This is a genomic window from Hymenobacter gelipurpurascens (assembly GCF_900187375.1).
GTDB lineage: Bacteria > Bacteroidota > Bacteroidia > Cytophagales > Hymenobacteraceae > Hymenobacter > Hymenobacter gelipurpurascens.
The window spans coordinates 597,859-616,774 of the sequence record NZ_FYEW01000002.1 but is presented as its reverse complement, the minus strand read 5'-3'; the positions used below and the strand labels follow the sequence as shown (position 1 = coordinate 616,774).

The window sequence follows — 18,916 nt, the reverse complement described above, 5'->3', positions numbered from 1 at the left end:
ACGTTCTTATCATCGGTAGCGGGGGAGAGCAGCTCTGTTGAAAGCCCGCCGGGAACTCTGGAGTGCTAGTACAGGGTTAAATACATGGAAGTCGCTATGTCTGGTAGGGGATATGTATGTATCGTTTGCTGAAATAGCGCGTATACTTCTTCGGATATGGGCCTGCTAGCAGGCCCATGTTCACAACTGAAACCTTTCGTGTCAATGGAAAAGAAGAGTGTAGTTAGTCGTCAGCGCCTGAAGCGCCGGGCCCGCAGGATGGCCCGTCGGGTGCTCCCGTTTGTGGCTTCTTTGTTCTTGGCTACGCCGTTAGCGGCTCCTATTGCCCGTACCCAGGCCGCTACGCCCAAAACCACCGCGCGCATGCCGGTAGCACCGGTTGTGGCGACTGTTCTTACGAAAGAAGCGCAGTTTGATCAGCGAATGGAAACGCTGTATCGTGAGCTGAACCTAGCCGAACAAGGCCTGCGTTACGATGTGTTTGAGAAGGCCGTAACCGGCTATCTGAACCTGGAAAACGCTGGTAAGCTCAACAACGATAAGCAGCTGCTGACCGTGGTTGACTTCAGCCTGCCTTCTACTCAAAAGCGCCTCTGGGTGCTTGATCTGGGAGCCAAGCAGGTGAAATTCCATACGCTAGTGGCCCATGGCCACAACTCCGGCGAGAACATGGCGACGAACTTCTCCAACAAGAACGAGTCGAATATGAGCAGCTTGGGCTTTTATGTAACTAAAGGCGAGTACAACGGCAAGCACGGCCGCTCCCTCAAGCTGCAGGGCGTAGATGAAGGCTACAATACCAATGCACTCATGCGGGCCGTGGTTATGCACGGTGCCGATTATGTCAGCGAGGACTTCATTAAGCAGTATGGCCGCCTCGGCCGCAGCCTGGGTTGCCCCGCGCTTCCTATGGATCAGAAAGATGCCATTATTGAAGCTGTAAACGGTGGCACCTGCCTGTTCCTGAATGGCCCCGACACGCAGTACTCGTCGAAATACCTGAACGAAGATGTGGCCATGAGCAAACTGCTCGACGATGCCCAGATGATTTAACTGGCCTAGGCCAGTCCGGAAAAACAGAACGCCCGACCAATTGGTCGGGCGTTCTGTTTTTCCGGGAAGATGATGCGTTATAGCTTCACCCCGAATTTGGCGCCTACCGTTTCCAAATCCTGAATAACGGGGTCGAGCAGCGGAATGCCATCGAGCAGTCTTACGGCCGATACTTCCCGCTCCGGGTCGCCGGGGATGAGCACGTGCTGGCCTTCCACGGCGCGGGCATTGCGGAAGGTCGTAATCCAGTTGTCCATGTGGGCCTTGAACTCGGCGGCCGGGCGAAACGCATCGACGCGCATGGCCCCAAAAAAGTGGCCTAGGCCCTGGCCCACCGGATTAGCCGAGGGCTGCAGGAACGCCACGAATGGCGGAACCCACGGACCATAATTTGCCCCGCTAAGAACCGCCGAGAAAATATCGACCACCGAACCGAGCCCGTAGCCCTTATGGGAGCCGGTGGCGCCACCAAGCGGCAGCAGAGCACCCCCGTTTTTTACAGCATTCGGGTCAGTGGAGCCTATACCTTCGGCAGTCTGGGCCCAACCTTCCGGGATAGGAATGTTCTTGCGTTGGGCAATTTCCAGCTTGCCATTAGCCGCGGTAGTAGTGGCCATGTCCAGCACGAAATCGGGCTCGTCGCCGGCGGGTACGGCCACGGCAATGGGGTTGGTGCCTAGCAGCCGGTCCAGGGAGTACGTGGGTGCCACCAGGGGAGAGGCATTGGTCATGGCAATGCCAATCATATCGTGGGCCAGGGCCTTCATGGCGTGGTAGCCCGCAATACCGAAGTGGTTGGAGTTCTTCACCGAAACCCAGCCAGTGCCTACCTGCTGCGCTTTCTCAATAGCCACCCGCATAGCTTTCGGGCCTACCACTAGGCCTAGACCACCATCACCATCTACCACGGCCGTACTGGGCGTTTCGTAGGTCACGCCCACGCGTGGCGTGGCATTGATGCGGCCCGCTTCCCAGAGGCGCACATATCCCACCAAGCGCGCTACGCCGTGTGAGTCTATGCCGCGCAGATCTGCCGACAGCAGGGTTTCGGTAGCCAGAGTGGCATCTTCCTCGGAGCAGCTCATGCTGCGGAAAACGGCTTCGGTAAAGGAAAAAAGCTGGGTGTAGGAAAGCGTAGTGGCCATAGGAAGAGGAAAGCCAGCAGGAGGTGTGGCCTAGTGTTGGGGAATAGAGCGGCTGCCAAGCAACACGCGCGGCGTATGCGTTGTGGTGCTGCCGGTTTAGTGGCCTAGCATCTCGCTCAGCAGGCCTTCTTTGAGCGCGTAGGCGGAGGCCGTAATATGGACGAGTCCGTACGTTGTCAGCACGAAATCAATCAGCACGCAGGCCACCACAATCATATCGGCGCGCATGGGCGTCATGCCGGGCAAGGCGAGGCGGCCGGCGTGGTCCAGCGTCAGGAGCTGCTCATAGCTGGTGCGGAAACTATCGAAGGAAATGCGGGTTCCGGGCGCCTGGTGGCCTACCAGCTCGGGCTGGCCAGCGCGGGCCGCTTGCAGGTCGCAGAGCGTATCGAAGGTGCCAGATGCGCCCACCAAGGCCACGGGTTGCCACTCGCGCACGGCGGCCGTAAGCGGAGCCAGAACCTCGGCGAGGTAGGCCTGTTGGGCCTGCACGGCGGTTGCCGGAAGTGGGTCGGCGGTGTAAAACTTATCAAGAAGGCGTTGGGCGCCAATCTCGAAGCTCTGTTTCCATAGTGTGTTCTGTTCATCAGCCAGGATGAACTCTACCGAGCCGCCGCCAATATCCATCAGTAGGTGTGGTGCATTGCCCAGGGGCACGGCCTGCCGGATGCCCTTGGCAATAAGCTCCGCCTCCCGCTCACCCGGAATCACCTCCACCTCAATACCCGTTTGCTCGAAGATTTCCTTCACGAGCTCCGGTCCGTTTTTGGCCACGCGCATGGCGCTGGTAGCCGTGGCCCGCACTTCCGTTACCTGGTGTAGCTCAATCTCCTCCTTGAAGCCCGTAAGCGTGTGCAGGGCGCGGGCGTAGGCCTCCGGTGCAATGTAGCCGGCACTGATGCCGCCTTCCCCCAACCGCACGCCCACTTTGGTGCGCAGCAGCGTTATGGGCTCCTGATGGCGGGGCTCGGGCAGCTCCACAATCAGCAGATGAAAGGTATTGGTGCCCATGTCAATAAGGGCCAGGCGACGGTGGCGGGAAGAAGGCAGCGACACAGGAAAAAGTGATGAGGTGATGGGTGATGAGGTACTGAACGGTAATGAGGCGAAGGAAGAACAGCGAAAGGCTACTATTTTTTCAGCCCGTCACTTTTCATTATTTACCTCATCCTGTTCACCTCAGGTAGCAAACCGGCAAAACGTACCGAGCGGGAGCTTGCGCGCACCGGCATCGTGCAGATAGATTTCGCCGATTTCGCGCTTTTGCTGCATGCCTGGGAAGATTTCGGAAACCAGGTTGTCCAGAATAAGAGCCGAGAACCCCAGGGAATACAGGTTCACGAGGAAGAAATGGTCTTCGGGGTCGAGGAGCTCTTTGCAGAGCTTGAGCATTTCGTTCAGCTCATCTTCCAGCTGCCATTTTTCGCCGTTTGGACCACGCCCGTAGGCCGGAGGGTCGAGGATGAGGCCTTGGTATTTGCTGCCGCGCTTCACTTCGCGTCGCACGTATTTCATGGCATCTTCCACCAGCCAGCGCACCCCATCAATTCCGGAAGCTTCCATGTTGTCGCGGGCCCAGAAGTTCACCTGCTTCACCGAGTCGAGGTGCGTTACGTCGGCGCCGGCGGCGCGGGCGGCCAGGGTGGCCGCGCCCGTGTAGGCAAACAGGTTGAGCACGCGCGGCTGGGCGGCTTTGCGCTTGCGGGTCTGGTTGTAGATGAACTGCCAGTTGGGGTCCTGCTCCGGAAACAGGCCTACGTGCTTGAAGGAGGAAAGCCCCAGCCGAAACCGCAGATTCAGGCCCTCAGGCCGCTCATAGTTAATCAGCCACTGCTCGGGCGTGCCGGGCTTTATCTTCCACTGGCCACGCTCCTGGCTGCCCTTCTCGCGGGTAAAAGTGGCGTGGGCGCGCTGCCACTCGCTTTGCGCCAAGTGCGGGTCCCAGATAGCCTGCGGCTCGGGCCGGGCCAGAATATGCGTGCCAAAGCGCTCCAGCTTTTCGAAATTGCCGGCATCAAGCAGCTCGTAATCGGCCCAGGGGCTGGTCGTCAGGAAAGTATACATGCAGTTGGAATAAGGCTGCAAAGGTAGGAGGGGAGAGGTGAAATGGTGAACTTGTGCAATAGCGAGCCGATGGCTGGTGGCCTAGCCCTATATACCGTGGCATTGCGAGGAGGCAGAACCCAGTAAAATAGGCCTAGGCCACCAGAGCGTCACTTCCCAACTTGCCATTTCTCCCAGTCGCCTACCCGTATCTTTGTAGTTACTTATGAATACTATGCTGCACTTCCACAAATACCAAGGCACCGGCAACGACTTCGTGATGGTGGACGACCGCGCCCACACCTTCGACGAGCATAACCACCAACTCGTGCGCTTCCTCTGCGACAGGCGCCGCGGCATCGGGGCCGATGGCCTGATTCTGCTGCGCCTGCATCCGCAGTACGATTTTGAGATGGTGTACTTCAACGCCGATGGCTACCTGGGCTCCATGTGTGGCAACGGTGGCCGGTGCACGGTAGCCTTCGCGCATCAGCTGGGTGTAATGCAGCAGCAAACCAAATTTATGGCTGCCGATGGCCCACATGAAGCCAGCATTGAGGCCGACGGCACCGTGCACCTGCGCATGCAGGATGTGCTAGGCCAGCAGGAAGTAGACGAATACGGCATTTTCCTTAACACTGGTTCGCCGCATCTGGTCCGCTTTCAGCCGATGAGTACGCTGGCCGAGCTGAACGTTTTCGCCGAAGGCCGTGCCATTCGCTACAATGACCGTTTCCGGGAGAAAGGCACCAACATCAACTTCGTGGAAGCCCCTGCCGTGCCCGGCCAGCCTTGGCAGGTGCGCACCTATGAGCGCGGCGTAGAAGACGAAACCCTGAGCTGTGGCACCGGCGTAACGGCCGTAGCCCTGGCCGCTTCCCGCCGCGGCGCCGTAAGCCCCGTGCACCTGCGCACCCCCGGCGGCGACCTGCGCGTGTCCTTCGACTCCAAGCCCGATGGCTCCTTTACCAATGTCTTCCTGAGTGGCCCTGCTACGCGCGTGTTTGAGGGTACTATTGAGGTGTAAGCCTAAAGGTGTAAAAAGGACAGTTCGAAGGAAAAGACAACTTGGATATAAAAAGCCCGTCATGCTGAGCTTGTCGAAGCATCTCTACCGGAGCTAATCAAAGGAGTTAGCACTGCAGTAGAGATGCTTCGACAAGCTCAGCATGACGGGCTTGATTTAAATAGTAACTTGATATGGCTAGGCCTGCCGGTCGCCTTTCGTGAAGTCCAGCATCCAGCCGGGGTACTCCGGGGCTAGTTGGCTGATTTCGGCTAGCTTCTGAAGATCTTCCGGCGTCAGCTGTACGTCCACTGCTTTCAGATTGTCTTCGAGTTGCTCCATTTTCTTGGCGCCAATAATGACGCTCGTAACTACCGGATGATGCAGCAGCCACGCTAAGGCCACTTGCGCCACCGAAACTCCTTTCGCTTCAGCCATCGGGCGCAACACATCCAGAATATCAAAGGCCTTGTCTTTGTCCACGGGTGGGAAGTCGAAGCCCGTGCGGCGGGCGCCTTCCTCGTTCTGACTTTCCCGGGTGAATTTGCCGCTCAGGAAACCACCGGCCAACGGGCTCCATACCATCAGGCCTACTTTCTGGTCTTGCAACAGCGGCACCAGTTCCCGCTCCAGGTCGCGGCCGGCTACGGTGTAGTAGGCCTGTAGCGAGACGTACTTCTCCACGTGGTTGTAGGTAGAGTAGCTCAGGGCCTTCATGAGCTGCCAAGCCGCCAGATTGCTGGCCCCGATGTAGCGCACCTTGCCGCTGCGCACCAGGTCATCAAGGGCGCGCAGAGTTTCTTCCAGCGGCGTGAGTGGGTCGTAGCTGTGCGTTTGGTAGAGGTCGATGTAGTCGGTTTTGAGGCGGCGCAGGCTGTCATCTACCTGCTGGAAGATGTGCTTGCGCGTGAGGCCGGCATCGTTAGGGCCTTCGCCCATTTTGCCGCGCACTTTGGTGGCCAGCACCAGGTCGTGGCGGGAGAGGCCTAGGTTGTGAATCGATTGGCCCGTAAGCTCCTCCGACAGCCCTTCGGAGTACACATTAGCGGTATCAATGAAGTTGATGCCCGCCTCCACGGCTCGTTTTACTTGTTCATCCACGGCTTGCTGATCCAGATTACCGATGGCAGCGGCCCATCCTTTGCCGCCGTAGGTCATCGTACCCAGACATAATTCCGATACTTTAAGGCCCGTGTTGCCCAGTAGGTTATATTTCATCTTGGCAGGTAGTTAAAAGCGTGAGCTTTCTTAAACCTGCTGATGGAAGTGAAAGTTGACGTAAAATTGTGGGGTCCTGCTCTGTGTACTCCAACTGCCAGCCGCGCTAGGCCTGTTCATCGATACCTTCCGCCATGCTTTCTTCCGACCTCGTTTTTCTGCGCCCTCTCGAAGCCGACGACCTCGACTTTCTGTATGCGCTGGAAAACGACCCAGCCGTGTGGGGCGTTTCGGACACGCTGGCGCCGGTTTCCCGGCACACGCTACGCCAGTACCTGGATAACGCCGGCGCCGATTTCCATGAGGTGCGGCAGTTGCGGCTGGTGCTATGCGCCCAGGCTACGCGGGAGCCTGTCGGCACCGTTGATATTTTTGACTTTGACCCTTTACACCAGCGGGCCGGCGTAGGCATCATGGTGCTAGGCCAGTTCCGACGGCGCGGCTATGCCCGCGCTGCATTGGATTTATTGGTGACCTACGCGTGGCAAGTGTTACGTCTGCATCAGATATATTGCACTATATCGATATTGAACCGGTCGAGTGTAAGATTATTCAAAACGTCTGGTTTTACGAAAATAGGCGTACGGCGAGAGTGGCTCCGAACGGCCGAGGGCTGGCAGGACGTGGTAGAAATGCAGCGACTTTTAAGCCCGGCCTAGTGGCCTACGACAGGACGAAACAGGACTTATAGCACTTGCCTCAGCTCGACTATATCCTTTTGTAGATAAGGGCGTATAGGCATAAACCAGATGCGCACTGCCAATTATTGCTGGCTTGTACGGGGCAGTGTCATCGGTTTTACGTCTTATTCTGCCTCTTTATGTCGCTGTCGCCACCAGCGGAGTCACCCGCACGTGCCTCTGCCTCCCCTTCCTCCACGACCTCCGCTTCTGCCCAATCCATACGCTACACCCTGCCCGATCTAGTCTGCTTTGCTCACTTGCACTGGGACTTTGTATGGCAGCGCCCCCAACACCTATTGTCGCGCTTCGCCCAGCAAGGCCGCGTATTTTACGTAGAAGAAGCCTTTTATCACGCCGACGACCTGATTGAACCTCACATGGAGGTGAAGGAGCGGCATAATGGTGTGAAAGTGCTGGTGGTCCATCTTCCAGATCGGTTACGCCATCAGGAAAAGGAATCGGAGCAAATACAGGAAGCTGTATTGAGCGACTTCTTTCAAGAAAACAACATTAATCAGTACATTTTTTGGTATTACACGCCCATGGCTCTGGGCAAGTCGCGCTCTTTCACGCCGCAGCTTACCGTATATGATTGTATGGATGAGCTGGCGGCGTTCAAGTTTGCCCCGCCAATGTTGCGCGAGCGGGAGCAGGAGCTGTTTGGAAAGGCCGACTTGGTGTTTACAGGCGGCCACACGCTCTACGAGGCCAAGAGCCAGCAGCACGCCGATGCGCACCCTTTTCCCAGCAGCATCGACAAGGACCACTTTGGTCAGGCTCGCCAGGAAATGCCCGAACCCGCCGATCAGGCCGGTATTGCGTACCCACGAGTGGGCTTCTTCGGGGTAGTGGATGAGCGCTTGGATATCGAGCTGCTTCGCCAGCTGGCCGATGCACATCCGGAATGGCAATTTGTCATTATCGGGCCAGTCGTGAAAATCGATCCGGCTATTTTACCACGTCAGCAGAACGTGCATTATCTCGGCAGCAAGGACTATCAGGAACTGCCAGCGTATTTGCGGGGTTGGGATGTAGCTACGTTGCTCTTCGCTGATAACGAGAGTACAAAATTTATCTCGCCCACCAAAACACCGGAATACCTGGCCGCTGGCCGACCCGTGGTGAGCACCCCTATTCGCGATGTAGTGCGGCCCTATGGTGAGCTAAACCTCGTCCAGATTGCGGCCACGGCCGATGAGTTCGGTCAGGCCATTGGAAAGGCCCTTACTCAAACGCAGGATGCCGACTGGCGCCAGCGTACCGACGATTACCTGGCTACTATTTCCTGGGACTTAACCTGGGAACAGATGGTAGCCCTGATGCAGCAAAAGTTGACGGCGAACACGAGTCCGTCGCGTTCCGCCTCTGGTGCATAGTTCCCGCTCACGACCCTACCCATTACTCCCTCAACCTTCCTTCTAAACTTCTCTTCGCTATGTTCGATTATCTCATCGTAGGGGCCGGCTTCGCTGGCAGCGTGCTGGCCGAGCGGCTGGCCACGCGTTCCAATAAAAAGGTTCTGGTAGTTGACAAGCGCAACCACATTGCGGGCAATGCCTACGACCATTATAACGAGGAAGGTATTCTGGTTCACAAGTACGGGCCGCACATCTTCCACACCAATTCCAAGGACGTATTCGAGTATCTCTCCGACTTCACGGATTGGCGCCCGTATGAGCACCGGGTTCTGGCTTCTGTAGACGGCCAGCACGTGCCGATGCCCATCAACCTAGACACTATCAATATGCTCTATGGCCTCTCGCTGAACAGCTTTGAGGTAGAGCAGTTTCTGGAGTCTTTGGCCGAAAGCATTCCGGTTATCAAGACGTCGGAAGATGTGGTGGTGAGCAAAGTAGGCCGGGAGTTGTATGAGAAGTTCTTCCGCAACTACACCCGCAAGCAGTGGGGCATGGACCCCTCGGAGCTGGACAAGTCCGTAACGAGCCGCGTGCCCACCCGCACCAACCGCGACAACCGTTACTTTACGGATACTTACCAGGCCATGCCGCTGCACGGCTATACGCGCATGTTTGAGCGCATGCTGGACCATCCGAACATCAAGGTGATGCTCAATACCGACTACCATGACATCATGGATTTCATTCCCTTCAAGGAAATGATCTTCACGGGTCCGGTAGATGAGTATTTCGACTTCAAGTTTGGCAAACTGCCCTACCGCTCGCTGGAGTTCAAGCACGAAACGCTCAGCACCGAGCAGTTCCTGCCCGCTCCGGTAGTAAACTACCCCAACGAGCACCTCTACACCCGCGTAACGGAGTTCAAGCAGCTTACGGGCCAGCAGCACCCCAAAACGAGCGTGGTGTATGAGTATCCGAAAGCCGAGGGCGACCCTTACTACCCCGTGCCGCGCCTGGAAAACGCTGAGCTGTACAATAAGTACAAGAAGCTGGCCGACGAAACCCCCAATGTGCACTTTGTAGGCCGCCTAGCTACCTACAAGTATTACAATATGGACCAAGTGGTAGCGCAGGCTCTCACGCTTTATAAGAAGCTCACGGAGAAAACCGAAGAAGCCCAAAAAACAGTTGTGAAACCAGCCATTACGGGCTCGGCTTCTATTCTGGATAAGCTCGTGCCCCGCGACCCGGCCAAAAAGCCGTAAGCCATAGGCCAGCTATTTCGTTGAGTAAGTTTATCAGCCATCCTGCGCAAGCGTAGGATGGCTGTTTTGCGTTTTCAGCGGGCTGCTAGGCCACTTCGCTCGTTGGTGGTCTTATAGTACTACCATGAATGCATGCAGTAGGAGTTGAGGCAAGCGCGTATTTTGCACCTCCTTTTCTCCAAGCCTCTCGCATGCAAAACAACTTCGACGCGGTGCGGCTAAGCTTGGCACTGATTGTTGTATTATGTCATTTAGCGGTGCTGTCCGAGGTGCCGGCCTTTCAGCCTTTCCTCACCTATCTATCGGCTGATTTTGCCGTGAAAGGATTCTTTGTCATCAGTGGCTGCTTGGTTACTCGCAGTTTTCTGAGTAGCGCCTCTGGCCTGGAGTATGCCGAAAAGCGTGCGCGCCGTATTTATCCGGCTTACTTCGTGACTATATGCGTGGCGTGGCTGATAGGCCTAGCTGCGACAACGCTGCCTGTAAGGGAGTTTTTGCATACGCCGGCAACCTACAAGCACCTGTTAGCCAACGCCAGCTTCCTCAACTTCCTGCAGCCTACGTTGCCGGGAGTATTCGAGCAGCATCCGGTGCCCGTCATGAATGCTTCGCTCTGGACTATCAAAGTGGAGCTGTGCCTGTATGGCTGCGTGCCCGTACTGGTGCTGCTGTTCCGCCGGATGGGGCCATATGCTACGATGCTTTTAGCCTTTGCCGTAGCCCTGTCCTGGGAGCTTCTGTTGCCGCATATACCGGGCCTCAGCTCAAAAATGCAGGCTGAACTGGGCCGGCAATTTCCAGGAGCGTTGCACCTTTTTGCGTTAGGAGCCTTGTTCACCATAGAAGAGCAGCGTCTAGGCCACTACTTGGGCCGGATTGCGCTGGCCTCGGTTCTGGCGTTCTGGTTGTTGCATGATAGTGGCCTACGCCTAGTAGTAGAGCCGGTGTGTTACGCCGCCTGTGTGCTGTTTTTAGCCACTAGATTGCCTTTCCGTATTCCGGTAGGGCAATGGGGCGATTTATCGTATGGCACCTATTTGCTGCACTTTCCGCTTATTCAGTTATTCATTGCCCTAGGCTCGTTTCATCAGCAGTCGTGGGGCGGCTTAGCGCTGTTGCTGCTGGTGGTGCTAGGGGCGGCTTTCTTGCTGTGGCACAGTGTGGAAAAGCCTTTTCTGAAACGAAATTCGCACTACGTTCCGGCAGAAAATGTTACGGCATCAGCCAAAATTTAAGCGCCGAAAGCAATTTCTCGGTTCTGGGTGCTATTCGGGAAAATCGGCCAGATTGGCGGTGCGTTATGATATGGGGCGGTTTTGGCTAGAAATCTTGTAAATTTGGGTTGCGCCCAGGCGTTTCAATTAAGGTAAACCAGCATGTTTGATTTTCTAGGGAAAACTGTCGCCAAGATTTTCGGTTCTAAATCGGACCGGGACTTGAAGGAGATTGTTCCGTATGTGGCGTTGATTAATGCCGAATATGCCAATCTGGCACAACTCAGCGACGATGAGCTGCGCGCCCGCACCAATGAGGTTCGGGCCCGGATTGATGCCCACCTCAAGGGCATTGATGACCAGATTGCCGCCCTACATCAGCGTGTGAACGAAGATGCTTCGCTGGATGCTATCCAGAAGGAGCAACTCTTCGACCAGATTGATGCCCTGGAAAAGCAGCGCAACAAAGAGTTGGAGGTGGTGCTGATGGAAGTGCTGCCCGTTTCCTTTGCCATCACCAAAGAAACTGCCCGCCGCTACGCCCAAAACGGCCAGTTGGTAGTAACTGCTACTGACTACGACCGGGAGTACGCTAGCCGCAAAGGCAACGTAACCATTCAGGGTGATAAAGCTATCTGGAGCAACAAGTGGCTCGCGGCCGGCGCCGAAATCACCTGGGATATGGTGCACTACGATGTGCAGCTGATTGGCGGCGTAGTGCTGCACCAAGGTAAGATTTCGGAAATGGCTACGGGCGAAGGTAAAACCCTCGTTTCGACGCTGCCCGCATTCCTGAACGCCTTGGCTAAGCGCGGTGTGCACTTGGTAACGGTAAACGATTACCTCGCCAAGCGTGACTCGGAGTGGAACGCGCCGCTGTTCGAATTCCACGGCATCACCGTGGACTGCATCGATAAGCACCAGCCCAATACCGATGCCCGCCGCAAGGCCTACCTCGCTGATATCACCTACGGTACCAACAACGAGTTCGGTTTCGACTACCTGCGCGACAACATGGCCCGCGACCCCGAGGAGCTGGTGCAGCGCAAGCACCACTACGCCATGGTCGACGAAGTAGACTCCGTACTGATTGACGATGCCCGTACGCCGCTCATCATCTCCGGCCCCGTGCCGCGCGGCGATGTGCACGAGTTCTATATCCTGAAGCCCCGCATTCAGATGCTGGTGGACGCGCAGAAAAAGCAGGTACAGAACTACCTGGTAGAAGCGCGTAAGCTCATCAAGGAAGGCAAAGACGGCCCGAAAGAAGGGGAGGGTGGCCTAGCGCTGTTCCGCGCCTACCGCGGCCTTCCCAAGAGCAAGCCACTCATCAAGTTCCTGTCGGAAACTGGCATGCGCGCTGTGCTCCAGAAAACGGAGAACCATTACCTGCAGGACAACCAGCGCCAGATGCCCCAGGCCGATATGCCGCTGTTCTTCACCATTGATGAGAAGAACAACCAGATCGAGCTGACGGAAAAAGGCATTGACCTGATTACCGGCCAGGGCGAAGACCATCAGTTCTTCATCATGCCCGACATTGGCTCGGAGTTGGCGGTTATTGAAAACAACAAGGAGCTGAGCGGCGAAGACAAGCTGCACCAGAAGGAGAAGGTGATGGACGACTTCCAGGAGAAGTCGGAGCGGATCCACACCATCAACCAGCTCCTGAAGGCCTATACGCTGTTTGAGAAGGATGACCAGTATATCCTCACCGACGACGGCAAAGTAAAAATTGTAGATGAGCAGACCGGCCGTGTCATGGAAGGTCGTCGTTACTCCGATGGCCTGCACCAGGCCATTGAGGCCAAGGAAAACGTGCGCGTAGAAGACGCCACGCAGACCTACGCCACTGTAACGCTGCAGAACTACTTCCGCATGTACCACAAGCTGGGCGGCATGACGGGTACGGCTGAAACCGAAGCCGGCGAGTTCTGGGAAATCTATAAGCTCGACGTGGTAGTAATTCCTACCAACCGCGGCATTGCCCGCAAAGACGAGCACGACAAAGTATTCAAGACCGTTCGGGAGAAATATAACGCCGTAGCCGAGGAAATTCAGACGCTGGTGCAAGCTGGCCGCCCCGTGCTGGTAGGTACTACATCGGTAGAAATTTCTGAGCTGGTGAGCCGCATGCTGAAGCTGCGCGGTATTCCTCACCAGGTACTGAATGCCAAGCAAAACCAGCGCGAAGCTGAGATTGTGGCAGGTGCCGGCTACCCTGGCACCGTGACCATTGCCACCAACATGGCTGGCCGTGGTACCGACATCAAGCTCAAGGAAACCTCCAAAGAGTCGGGTGGCCTAGCCATCATCGGCACGGAGCGCCACGAGTCGCGGCGCGTTGACCGCCAGCTGCGTGGTCGGGCCGGCCGTCAGGGCGACCCAGGATCTTCGCAGTTCTTCGTGAGCTTGGAGGATAACCTGATGCGTCTGTTCGGCTCCGACCGGATTGCCAAACTCATGGACCGTATGGGCCTGGAAGAAGGCGAGGTGATTCAGCACTCCATGATTACTTCTTCTATTGAGCGTGCTCAGAAGAAAGTAGAAGAAAACAACTTCGGCACTCGAAAGCGTTTGCTGGAGTATGATGACGTGATGAACGCCCAGCGCGAAGTGGTGTACAAGCGCCGCCGCAACGCCCTGCACGGTGAGCGTTTGGAGCTGGATATCTGGAACATGATTTACGATGTTTGCGAAGACATCGTGGTAGGCCACAAAGGCACCAACGACTTCGAAGACTTCAAGCTGGCCGTTATTCGGGTGTTCGGTTACGACACCCACCTGACGGCGCAGGAGCTGAGCGGTATGCAGCCCGGTCCGCTCACGCAGAAGCTGTATGATGAGGCCCTCGGCTACTACCAGAGCAAGAACGACTTCATTGCCGGCAACAACATGCCGCTGATCAATGACCTGCTCAGCCAGAACTCGCCCTACGAGAACATTGCCATTCCATTCACCGATGGTCGTAAGCAGATTCAGGCAATTGCCAACCTGCGCCGCGCCCAGGCCACGGGTGGCCACGATGTAATTCGGGGCATGGAAAAAGTGGTGGTGCTGTCGGTTATCGATGAGGCCTGGACCAAGCACCTACGCGCCATGGACGACCTGAAGCAGGTAGTACAGAACGCGGTGTACGAGCAGAAAGACCCGCTGTTGGTGTACAAGTTCGAGTCATTCGAGTTGTTCAAGCAGATGATCGGGAAGGTAAACGAAGACACCATCCAGTTCCTGTTCCGCGCCGATGTGCCCATGCAGGCTGGCCAGGATGGCTACGACGAGCCCGAGTACTTCACCGAAGACGAGCTGCCCGTAGCGCCGCCCATGCCCAAGCTGAAGGCCGAGAAAGAAATTTCTTCCGTATCGCTAGGGGCCGGCCCCGAGGATCTAGAGCAGGCGGGCATTTCGCCACAGGTGCTGGAAAAGCAGCAGCCGGCTAAGTCGCAGAAAGTGGCGAACCGCAACGATAAAGTGAGCGTGCAGTACATGGATGGCCGCATCGTGCGCGACGTAAAGTTCAAGTCAGTAGAAGACGACTTGCTAAATGATCGTTGCGTGCTGGTCGACTAGGCCACTCGATTGTAAGTAAACGGGCCGCGTTTCCACTCCGGAAGCGCGGCCCGTTTGTTGTGAGGCAGTAGCGCTAACTTGGTGTTTGCGTAGGCCTGTCCGAAAAAGACGGCCCGCCAAGGCAACGACCAAGTACGTGCTACATCCAACTACCTTTGCCCTGTGAATCTAGCTTCCTACATCGACCACACCCTTCTGAAGCCTGACGCTCTGCCGGAGCAGATTACGCAGCTTTGCCAGGAGGCCGCCGACCAGCAGTTTGCCAGCGTATGTGTGCCGCCCTGCTATGTGCGGCTGGCGGTAGAAAACCTGCTGGGTACGGGCGTGCCGGTGTGCACCGTCATCGGGTTTCCGCTGGGCTACGGGTTGGCTAAGGTGAAGTTCTTTGAAGGTCACCAGGCTTTGACGGAAGGCGCCACGGAGCTGGACATGGTTATCAATGTCGGGGCTTTTAAAGCGGGCCGGCTGGAAGAAGTGGAGGAGGAAATTGGGCAGTTGGCGGAGCTTTGCCATCTGCGCGGTGCTATTCTGAAAGTCATTATTGAAACCGCGCTGCTCACGGAAGATGAGATAGTGCTGGCCTGCGAATTGTGCACCGAAGCCGGCGCCGACTTCGTGAAGACGTCTACGGGCTTTGCCAGCCGTGGCGCTTCAGTGGCTGATATTGTGCTGATGCGCCGCTCTTTGCCCCATCATATTCGTATCAAAGCATCCGGCGGCATTCGTACGCGGGTGGCGGCACTGGCCCTCATTGCGGCTGGCGCCGACCGGATTGGCTCCTCTAATAGTCTGGTTCTGCTGGAAGACAACTCCCATGAAACACTTGCTTCGTAACGTGCTGCTGCTTTCCACTCTGTTTTCGCTGGGCGCCTGCGCGTCATCAGGGCCTGGCAAGCCTGCGGCTTCTTCTGCCCCCGACACAGCCCGTCGAACCACCTCGTCGTCTGCTCCAGCAGAAGACCTGAGCCGCTACCGGCCCGTTTTTGCGGCGCCCAAAGTGCCTATGGTTGTGCACGTGGCCCCGGCTAGGCCAGTTGCTCCAACCAACCACGTAAACGCCCAGATTGAGCAGCGCCTGCGCGACCAATCCTACACAAATAAGAACGTGAAGTATGCGCAGGGTTTCCGGATACTGGCCTACGTGGGCCTGGAGAAGGACCAGGCCATGAGCATCCGGCGCACCATTATTAGCCGCTACCCCGAAGAAACTGACTACCTGGCCTATAAACAGCCCATTTTCCGCCTCTGGATTGGCGACTATACCACGCGCCTTGAAGCGGAGCAAGCCTTGCAGCGCATCCGTTCTTTGGCGCCTAAGGCGCAGCTGGAGTCGGCGCAGGTCGTGCTCAATAAAACGTCGTTTTAGCTTTTGCTGGCGTTTCCTGCCCACAGGGTGGATCAGCGCCAAAACAGATATTCTTCATGCAACACCTTATATCCCGCGTCCAGACGCTGGCTGCCGCCGCTGCAGCGGAAACGGTTGCGCTTCGTGAGCACCTGCACGCCAACCCCGAGCTTTCGTTTCAGGAGTTCAATACGGTGGCCTACGTCACGAATCAGCTGCAGCAGCTGGGCCTGCAAACGCAGCCCATTGCCAATACCGGCGTCGTAGCCATCATCGAAGGCCGTAACCCTGGTTCGTGCACGGTGGCGCTGCGCGCCGATATGGATGCGCTGCCCATCACGGAGCTGAACGAAGTGGCCTATAAGTCTACCAACCCCGGTGTGATGCACGCCTGCGGCCACGATGTGCACACTTCGTCGTTGCTGGGTACGGCTCGTATTCTGACGCAGCTGCGCGACGAGTTTGAGGGCACCGTGAAGCTGATGTTTCAGCCGGGTGAGGAGGTGCTGCCGGGGGGCGCTTCTCTGATGATTAAGGAAGGAGTGCTGGAAAACCCGAAGCCCGCCAGCGTGCTGGGTCAGCACGTGTTTCCGAGGCTGCCCGCCGGCAAAGTGGGCATTCGGGCGGGCCGCTACATGGCCAGCACCGACGAGCTGTACCTGACCGTGCGCGGCAAAGGTGGTCACGGGGCCATGCCCGAGCAAAACCTCGACCCCGTGCTGGTAGCGGCCCATATTATTGTGGCCGCTCAGCAGATTGTGAGCCGCCGTGCCAATCCGAAGTTGCCATCGGTGCTGTCGTTCGGCAAAGTCATTGCCCAGGGCGCTACCAACGTCATTCCAAACGAGGTGTACATGGAAGGCACCTTCCGGACGCTGAATGAGGAGTGGCGCAACGAGGCGCACGCCCACTTGCGCCGCCTCTGCGAAGGCCTGGCCGAGAGCATGGGCGCCACCTGCGAGCTGGAAATCCGGCGCGGCTATCCGTATCTGGAGAACGAGCCAGCCCTCACCAGCCGTGTAGAGCAAGCTGCTGTAGAATATCTGGGCCGCGAAAACGTGGTGGAACTGGATCAGTGGATGGCCGCCGAAGACTTCGCCTACTTCTCGCAGGCTGCCAGCGCGTGCTTCTACCGCCTCGGTACGGCTGCCGCCGATGGCAGCGGCCGGTTCACGTCTTCTGTGCACACACCTACCTTCGATATCGATACCAAAGCGCTGGAAACCGGACCAGGCCTGATGGCTTGGCTGACCTTGCACGAGCTGTCCCGGCGCTAGGCCACTAGTTATATTCTGCCATTTTACACCTACTTGATGCGTACCTCCGCTTATCTTCTATTACCCGCATTACTTCTGGCGAGTTTGACCGCCTCGGCCCAGCGCCGCATTGAGGCCAATACCGCCTTTATTCCGGAGGTGCAGGCTGAGTGGGCACTGAACGGCAACGATTACCTGATGGCGGGCTTCAATGTGGTAGCGCAAAAACTTGGGGAAAACAGCTCGGTTTTCGGTGGGCAGCTGCGCCTAGGCTACGAGCATTTCTGGAACGAGCAATGGAGCTGGGGAGGTACCCTGCGGCTGCTGCGCGGGATGGACCAGCGGTATGGCGACTTCCTAGGCCAGCCCGGCAACGTAACTCCGGGCCTGTTGCTGCGGCATTCGGGCAAAATTGGCTCCCTGAATTTCGGGCAGCGCCTGGGTGTGGAGTACGCCATATCTACCAGTGATGCGCTTTCCATTGCCAACCAAAACCGTGGGCTGGCCCGCTTACGCTTGGATCTGGAGCGACAGTTTCCGTTAGGTGCAACCATCGCGCTACGTCCCCGACTGGCCTACGAAGTTGGTGCCTATACGCGCCTGCAGCGAGATGAAACTGAGTTAAAAGAGCGGGTAGTCGATTTTGGCTCGCTCCGCGGCGAGGTAGGTATTCGGGTTTCATCCCATATAGATGTTACGCCCTGGGTGGCGTCGCAAACCAGCTACAACAACTTTTTGCCCCAGTATGACGCTGCCGGGAAGCAGGTCAGTGGCGGCCGCACTAATATCATCACCCCGGTTTTTGGGCTAGATGCCCGGTTTACGGTGTTCCGCGACGAGCCGTCGCCGGAACGTAAGCAGCTGCCAACGCAGCATTAAGAATCCGATAGGATTCGTCGGAAGTTACTCCGGATACTGGCCTAGGCCACTTGGTAAGGACGCGCAGCAGCTGCAGCCTCACTAAGTGGCCTAGTAAGTTTTAGTATTTAGTATAGTGTTACTGACATATTAGCGGCGCTTAATGCCAGAATGTCTGTTTGTGTTTAGCGAAGAAAAGGCGTGTTGGAGCTCGTAAATGCCGTTTATCCTCAATTAGGAAAAAATGACTCATAATCTAAATGACAAAATAATGACTTTTTGTCTTGATATAGTCTGATAAAATCGGTTGGTACAGAATTTACTAGGATAGGGTGTGTCGGCAACGACATTCATGTATAAGACTCTAACCTTCAAAACAGTAGTACCAACCATGGCAACGCTTCTGTATAATAACCTGCCCGCTCTCCGTCCTACTCGTGCTATCAACTCGGTACTGAATGAGATGCTGCGCGAAACGCTTCCATCTTCTCAAAAGCAGCCTTCTACTGCCTTTGTTCCGCAGGCCGATGTGCTGGAATCGGCGCAGGGCTTTGAGTTGCACTTGCTGCTGCCCGGCGTAGCGAAAGAGGCCGTAAAAATTGATTTCCAGGAAGGCCAGCTCACGGTAAGCGGCGAGCGGAAAGCGCCCGAAGCCTCGGAAGAAGCACCCAAATTCCGCCGGGTAGAATCGGGCTACGGTACCTTCTCCCGCACCTTCCGCTTGCCTGACACAGTGGATGTTACCGCCATTGATGCGCAGTTGGCCGATGGCGTGCTCCGCCTCACGCTGCCCTTCGACAGTAAAAAGGTGACCAAGCATCAGATTGAAATCCGCTAGGCCAGTCGAATCTGCAAAAAAGGCACCCGATTGGGTGCCTTTTTTCGTGGCGCGCGTGTTGTAG

The 18,916-nt window shown here is 56.7% G+C and carries 16 protein-coding genes; 12 read left to right on the top strand and 4 right to left on the bottom strand.

The genetic code is table 11. From position 1 onward, the window contains the following. Positions 1 to 204: 204 nt before the first annotated feature. Complete coding sequence (locus CFT68_RS14375) at positions 205 to 1,053, top strand: murein L,D-transpeptidase catalytic domain family protein (protein WP_088844245.1); 849 nt, start codon at positions 205 to 207, stop codon at positions 1,051 to 1,053. 77 nt (positions 1,054 to 1,130) lie between these two features. Here the strand turns inward: CFT68_RS14375 and CFT68_RS14370 are convergent, their stop codons facing one another. From CFT68_RS14370 to CFT68_RS14360, 3 genes are all read right to left on the bottom strand, one after another. Continuing rightward, positions 1,131 to 2,198 carry an Ldh family oxidoreductase gene (locus CFT68_RS14370; RefSeq protein ID WP_088844244.1) on the bottom strand — a complete coding sequence of 356 codons (1,068 nt, stop codon included), beginning with the start codon at positions 2,196 to 2,198 and terminating at the stop codon, positions 1,131 to 1,133. Positions 2,199 to 2,294: 96 nt separating this feature from the next. Continuing rightward, entirely contained in the window at positions 2,295 to 3,254 is a 960-nt protein-coding gene (locus CFT68_RS14365; protein WP_245815399.1) for a Ppx/GppA phosphatase family protein, read from the bottom strand. Positions 3,255 to 3,377: 123 nt separating this feature from the next. Further along, positions 3,378 to 4,262: a class I SAM-dependent methyltransferase gene (locus tag CFT68_RS14360; RefSeq protein ID WP_088844243.1), complete on the bottom strand. Its 885-nt coding sequence runs from the start codon at positions 4,260 to 4,262 to the stop codon at positions 3,378 to 3,380. A gap of 205 nt (positions 4,263 to 4,467) precedes the next feature. Between CFT68_RS14360 and dapF the strand changes: the two genes are divergently transcribed. Beyond that, the gene (dapF, locus tag CFT68_RS14355) at positions 4,468 to 5,268 is read left to right on the top strand and encodes a diaminopimelate epimerase (protein ID WP_088844242.1); all 801 of its coding nucleotides are present in this window, start codon (positions 4,468 to 4,470) and stop codon (positions 5,266 to 5,268) included. A 177-nt stretch (positions 5,269 to 5,445) separates the two neighbouring features. Here the strand turns inward: dapF and CFT68_RS14350 are convergent, their stop codons facing one another. Continuing rightward, complete coding sequence (locus CFT68_RS14350; RefSeq protein ID WP_088844241.1) at positions 5,446 to 6,465, bottom strand: aldo/keto reductase; 1,020 nt, start codon at positions 6,463 to 6,465, stop codon at positions 5,446 to 5,448. 134 nt (positions 6,466 to 6,599) lie between these two features. Here CFT68_RS14350 and CFT68_RS14345 point away from each other — a divergent pair, with 134 nt between their 5' ends. The 10 genes from CFT68_RS14345 (at position 6,600) to CFT68_RS14300 (ending at position 18,852) form a co-directional block, all read left to right on the top strand. Then, positions 6,600 to 7,124 carry a GNAT family N-acetyltransferase gene (locus CFT68_RS14345; protein WP_088844240.1) on the top strand — a complete coding sequence of 175 codons (525 nt, stop codon included), beginning with the start codon at positions 6,600 to 6,602 and terminating at the stop codon, positions 7,122 to 7,124. Between the two features lie 161 nt (positions 7,125 to 7,285). Then, the gene (locus CFT68_RS14340) at positions 7,286 to 8,524 is read left to right on the top strand and encodes a glycosyltransferase family 1 protein (RefSeq protein ID WP_088844239.1); all 1,239 of its coding nucleotides are present in this window, start codon (positions 7,286 to 7,288) and stop codon (positions 8,522 to 8,524) included. A 59-nt stretch (positions 8,525 to 8,583) separates the two neighbouring features. Then, the gene (gene glf, locus CFT68_RS14335; RefSeq protein WP_088844238.1) at positions 8,584 to 9,771 is read left to right on the top strand and encodes a UDP-galactopyranose mutase; all 1,188 of its coding nucleotides are present in this window, start codon (positions 8,584 to 8,586) and stop codon (positions 9,769 to 9,771) included. A gap of 191 nt (positions 9,772 to 9,962) precedes the next feature. Next, the gene (locus tag CFT68_RS14330) at positions 9,963 to 11,006 is read left to right on the top strand and encodes an acyltransferase family protein (protein ID WP_170934815.1); all 1,044 of its coding nucleotides are present in this window, start codon (positions 9,963 to 9,965) and stop codon (positions 11,004 to 11,006) included. 141 nt (positions 11,007 to 11,147) lie between these two features. Then, the gene (gene secA / locus CFT68_RS14325) at positions 11,148 to 14,555 is read left to right on the top strand and encodes a preprotein translocase subunit SecA (protein ID WP_088844236.1); all 3,408 of its coding nucleotides are present in this window, start codon (positions 11,148 to 11,150) and stop codon (positions 14,553 to 14,555) included. A 162-nt stretch (positions 14,556 to 14,717) separates the two neighbouring features. After that, entirely contained in the window at positions 14,718 to 15,389 is a 672-nt protein-coding gene (deoC, locus tag CFT68_RS14320; protein ID WP_088844235.1) for a deoxyribose-phosphate aldolase, read from the top strand. Then, positions 15,370 to 15,921 carry a DUF3558 domain-containing protein gene (locus CFT68_RS14315; protein WP_212590416.1) on the top strand — a complete coding sequence of 184 codons (552 nt, stop codon included), beginning with the start codon at positions 15,370 to 15,372 and terminating at the stop codon, positions 15,919 to 15,921. The genes deoC and CFT68_RS14315 overlap by 20 nt, the downstream gene beginning before the upstream one ends. Before the next feature lie 56 nt (positions 15,922 to 15,977). Then, complete coding sequence (locus CFT68_RS14310) at positions 15,978 to 17,177, top strand: M20 metallopeptidase family protein (RefSeq protein ID WP_088844234.1); 1,200 nt, start codon at positions 15,978 to 15,980, stop codon at positions 17,175 to 17,177. An 84-nt stretch (positions 17,178 to 17,261) separates the two neighbouring features. After that, positions 17,262 to 18,035, top strand: a complete 774-nt coding sequence (locus CFT68_RS14305; protein ID WP_088844233.1) for a hypothetical protein — start codon at positions 17,262 to 17,264, stop codon at positions 18,033 to 18,035. Positions 18,036 to 18,405: 370 nt separating this feature from the next. Next, the gene (locus CFT68_RS14300) at positions 18,406 to 18,852 is read left to right on the top strand and encodes an Hsp20/alpha crystallin family protein (protein ID WP_170934814.1); all 447 of its coding nucleotides are present in this window, start codon (positions 18,406 to 18,408) and stop codon (positions 18,850 to 18,852) included. Positions 18,853 to 18,916: the final 64 nt, after the last annotated feature.

Coding starts and splice junctions, on each gene's coding strand:
- CFT68_RS14345 (WP_088844240.1), top strand. CDS start 6,600: ATGCTTTCTTCCGACCTCGTTTTTCTGCGCCCTCTCGAAGCCGACGAC.
- secA (WP_088844236.1), top strand. CDS start 11,148: ATGTTTGATTTTCTAGGGAAAACTGTCGCCAAGATTTTCGGTTCTAAA.
- CFT68_RS14375 (WP_088844245.1), top strand. CDS start 205: ATGGAAAAGAAGAGTGTAGTTAGTCGTCAGCGCCTGAAGCGCCGGGCC.
- CFT68_RS14330 (WP_170934815.1), top strand. CDS start 9,963: ATGCAAAACAACTTCGACGCGGTGCGGCTAAGCTTGGCACTGATTGTT.
- dapF (WP_088844242.1), top strand. CDS start 4,468: ATGAATACTATGCTGCACTTCCACAAATACCAAGGCACCGGCAACGAC.
- CFT68_RS14315 (WP_212590416.1), top strand. CDS start 15,370: ATGAAACACTTGCTTCGTAACGTGCTGCTGCTTTCCACTCTGTTTTCG.
- CFT68_RS14340 (WP_088844239.1), top strand. CDS start 7,286: ATGTCGCTGTCGCCACCAGCGGAGTCACCCGCACGTGCCTCTGCCTCC.
- CFT68_RS14360 (WP_088844243.1), bottom strand. CDS start 4,262: ATGTATACTTTCCTGACGACCAGCCCCTGGGCCGATTACGAGCTGCTT.
- CFT68_RS14370 (WP_088844244.1), bottom strand. CDS start 2,198: ATGGCCACTACGCTTTCCTACACCCAGCTTTTTTCCTTTACCGAAGCC.
- CFT68_RS14350 (WP_088844241.1), bottom strand. CDS start 6,465: ATGAAATATAACCTACTGGGCAACACGGGCCTTAAAGTATCGGAATTA.
- glf (WP_088844238.1), top strand. CDS start 8,584: ATGTTCGATTATCTCATCGTAGGGGCCGGCTTCGCTGGCAGCGTGCTG.
- CFT68_RS14300 (WP_170934814.1), top strand. CDS start 18,406: ATGGCAACGCTTCTGTATAATAACCTGCCCGCTCTCCGTCCTACTCGT.
- CFT68_RS14310 (WP_088844234.1), top strand. CDS start 15,978: ATGCAACACCTTATATCCCGCGTCCAGACGCTGGCTGCCGCCGCTGCA.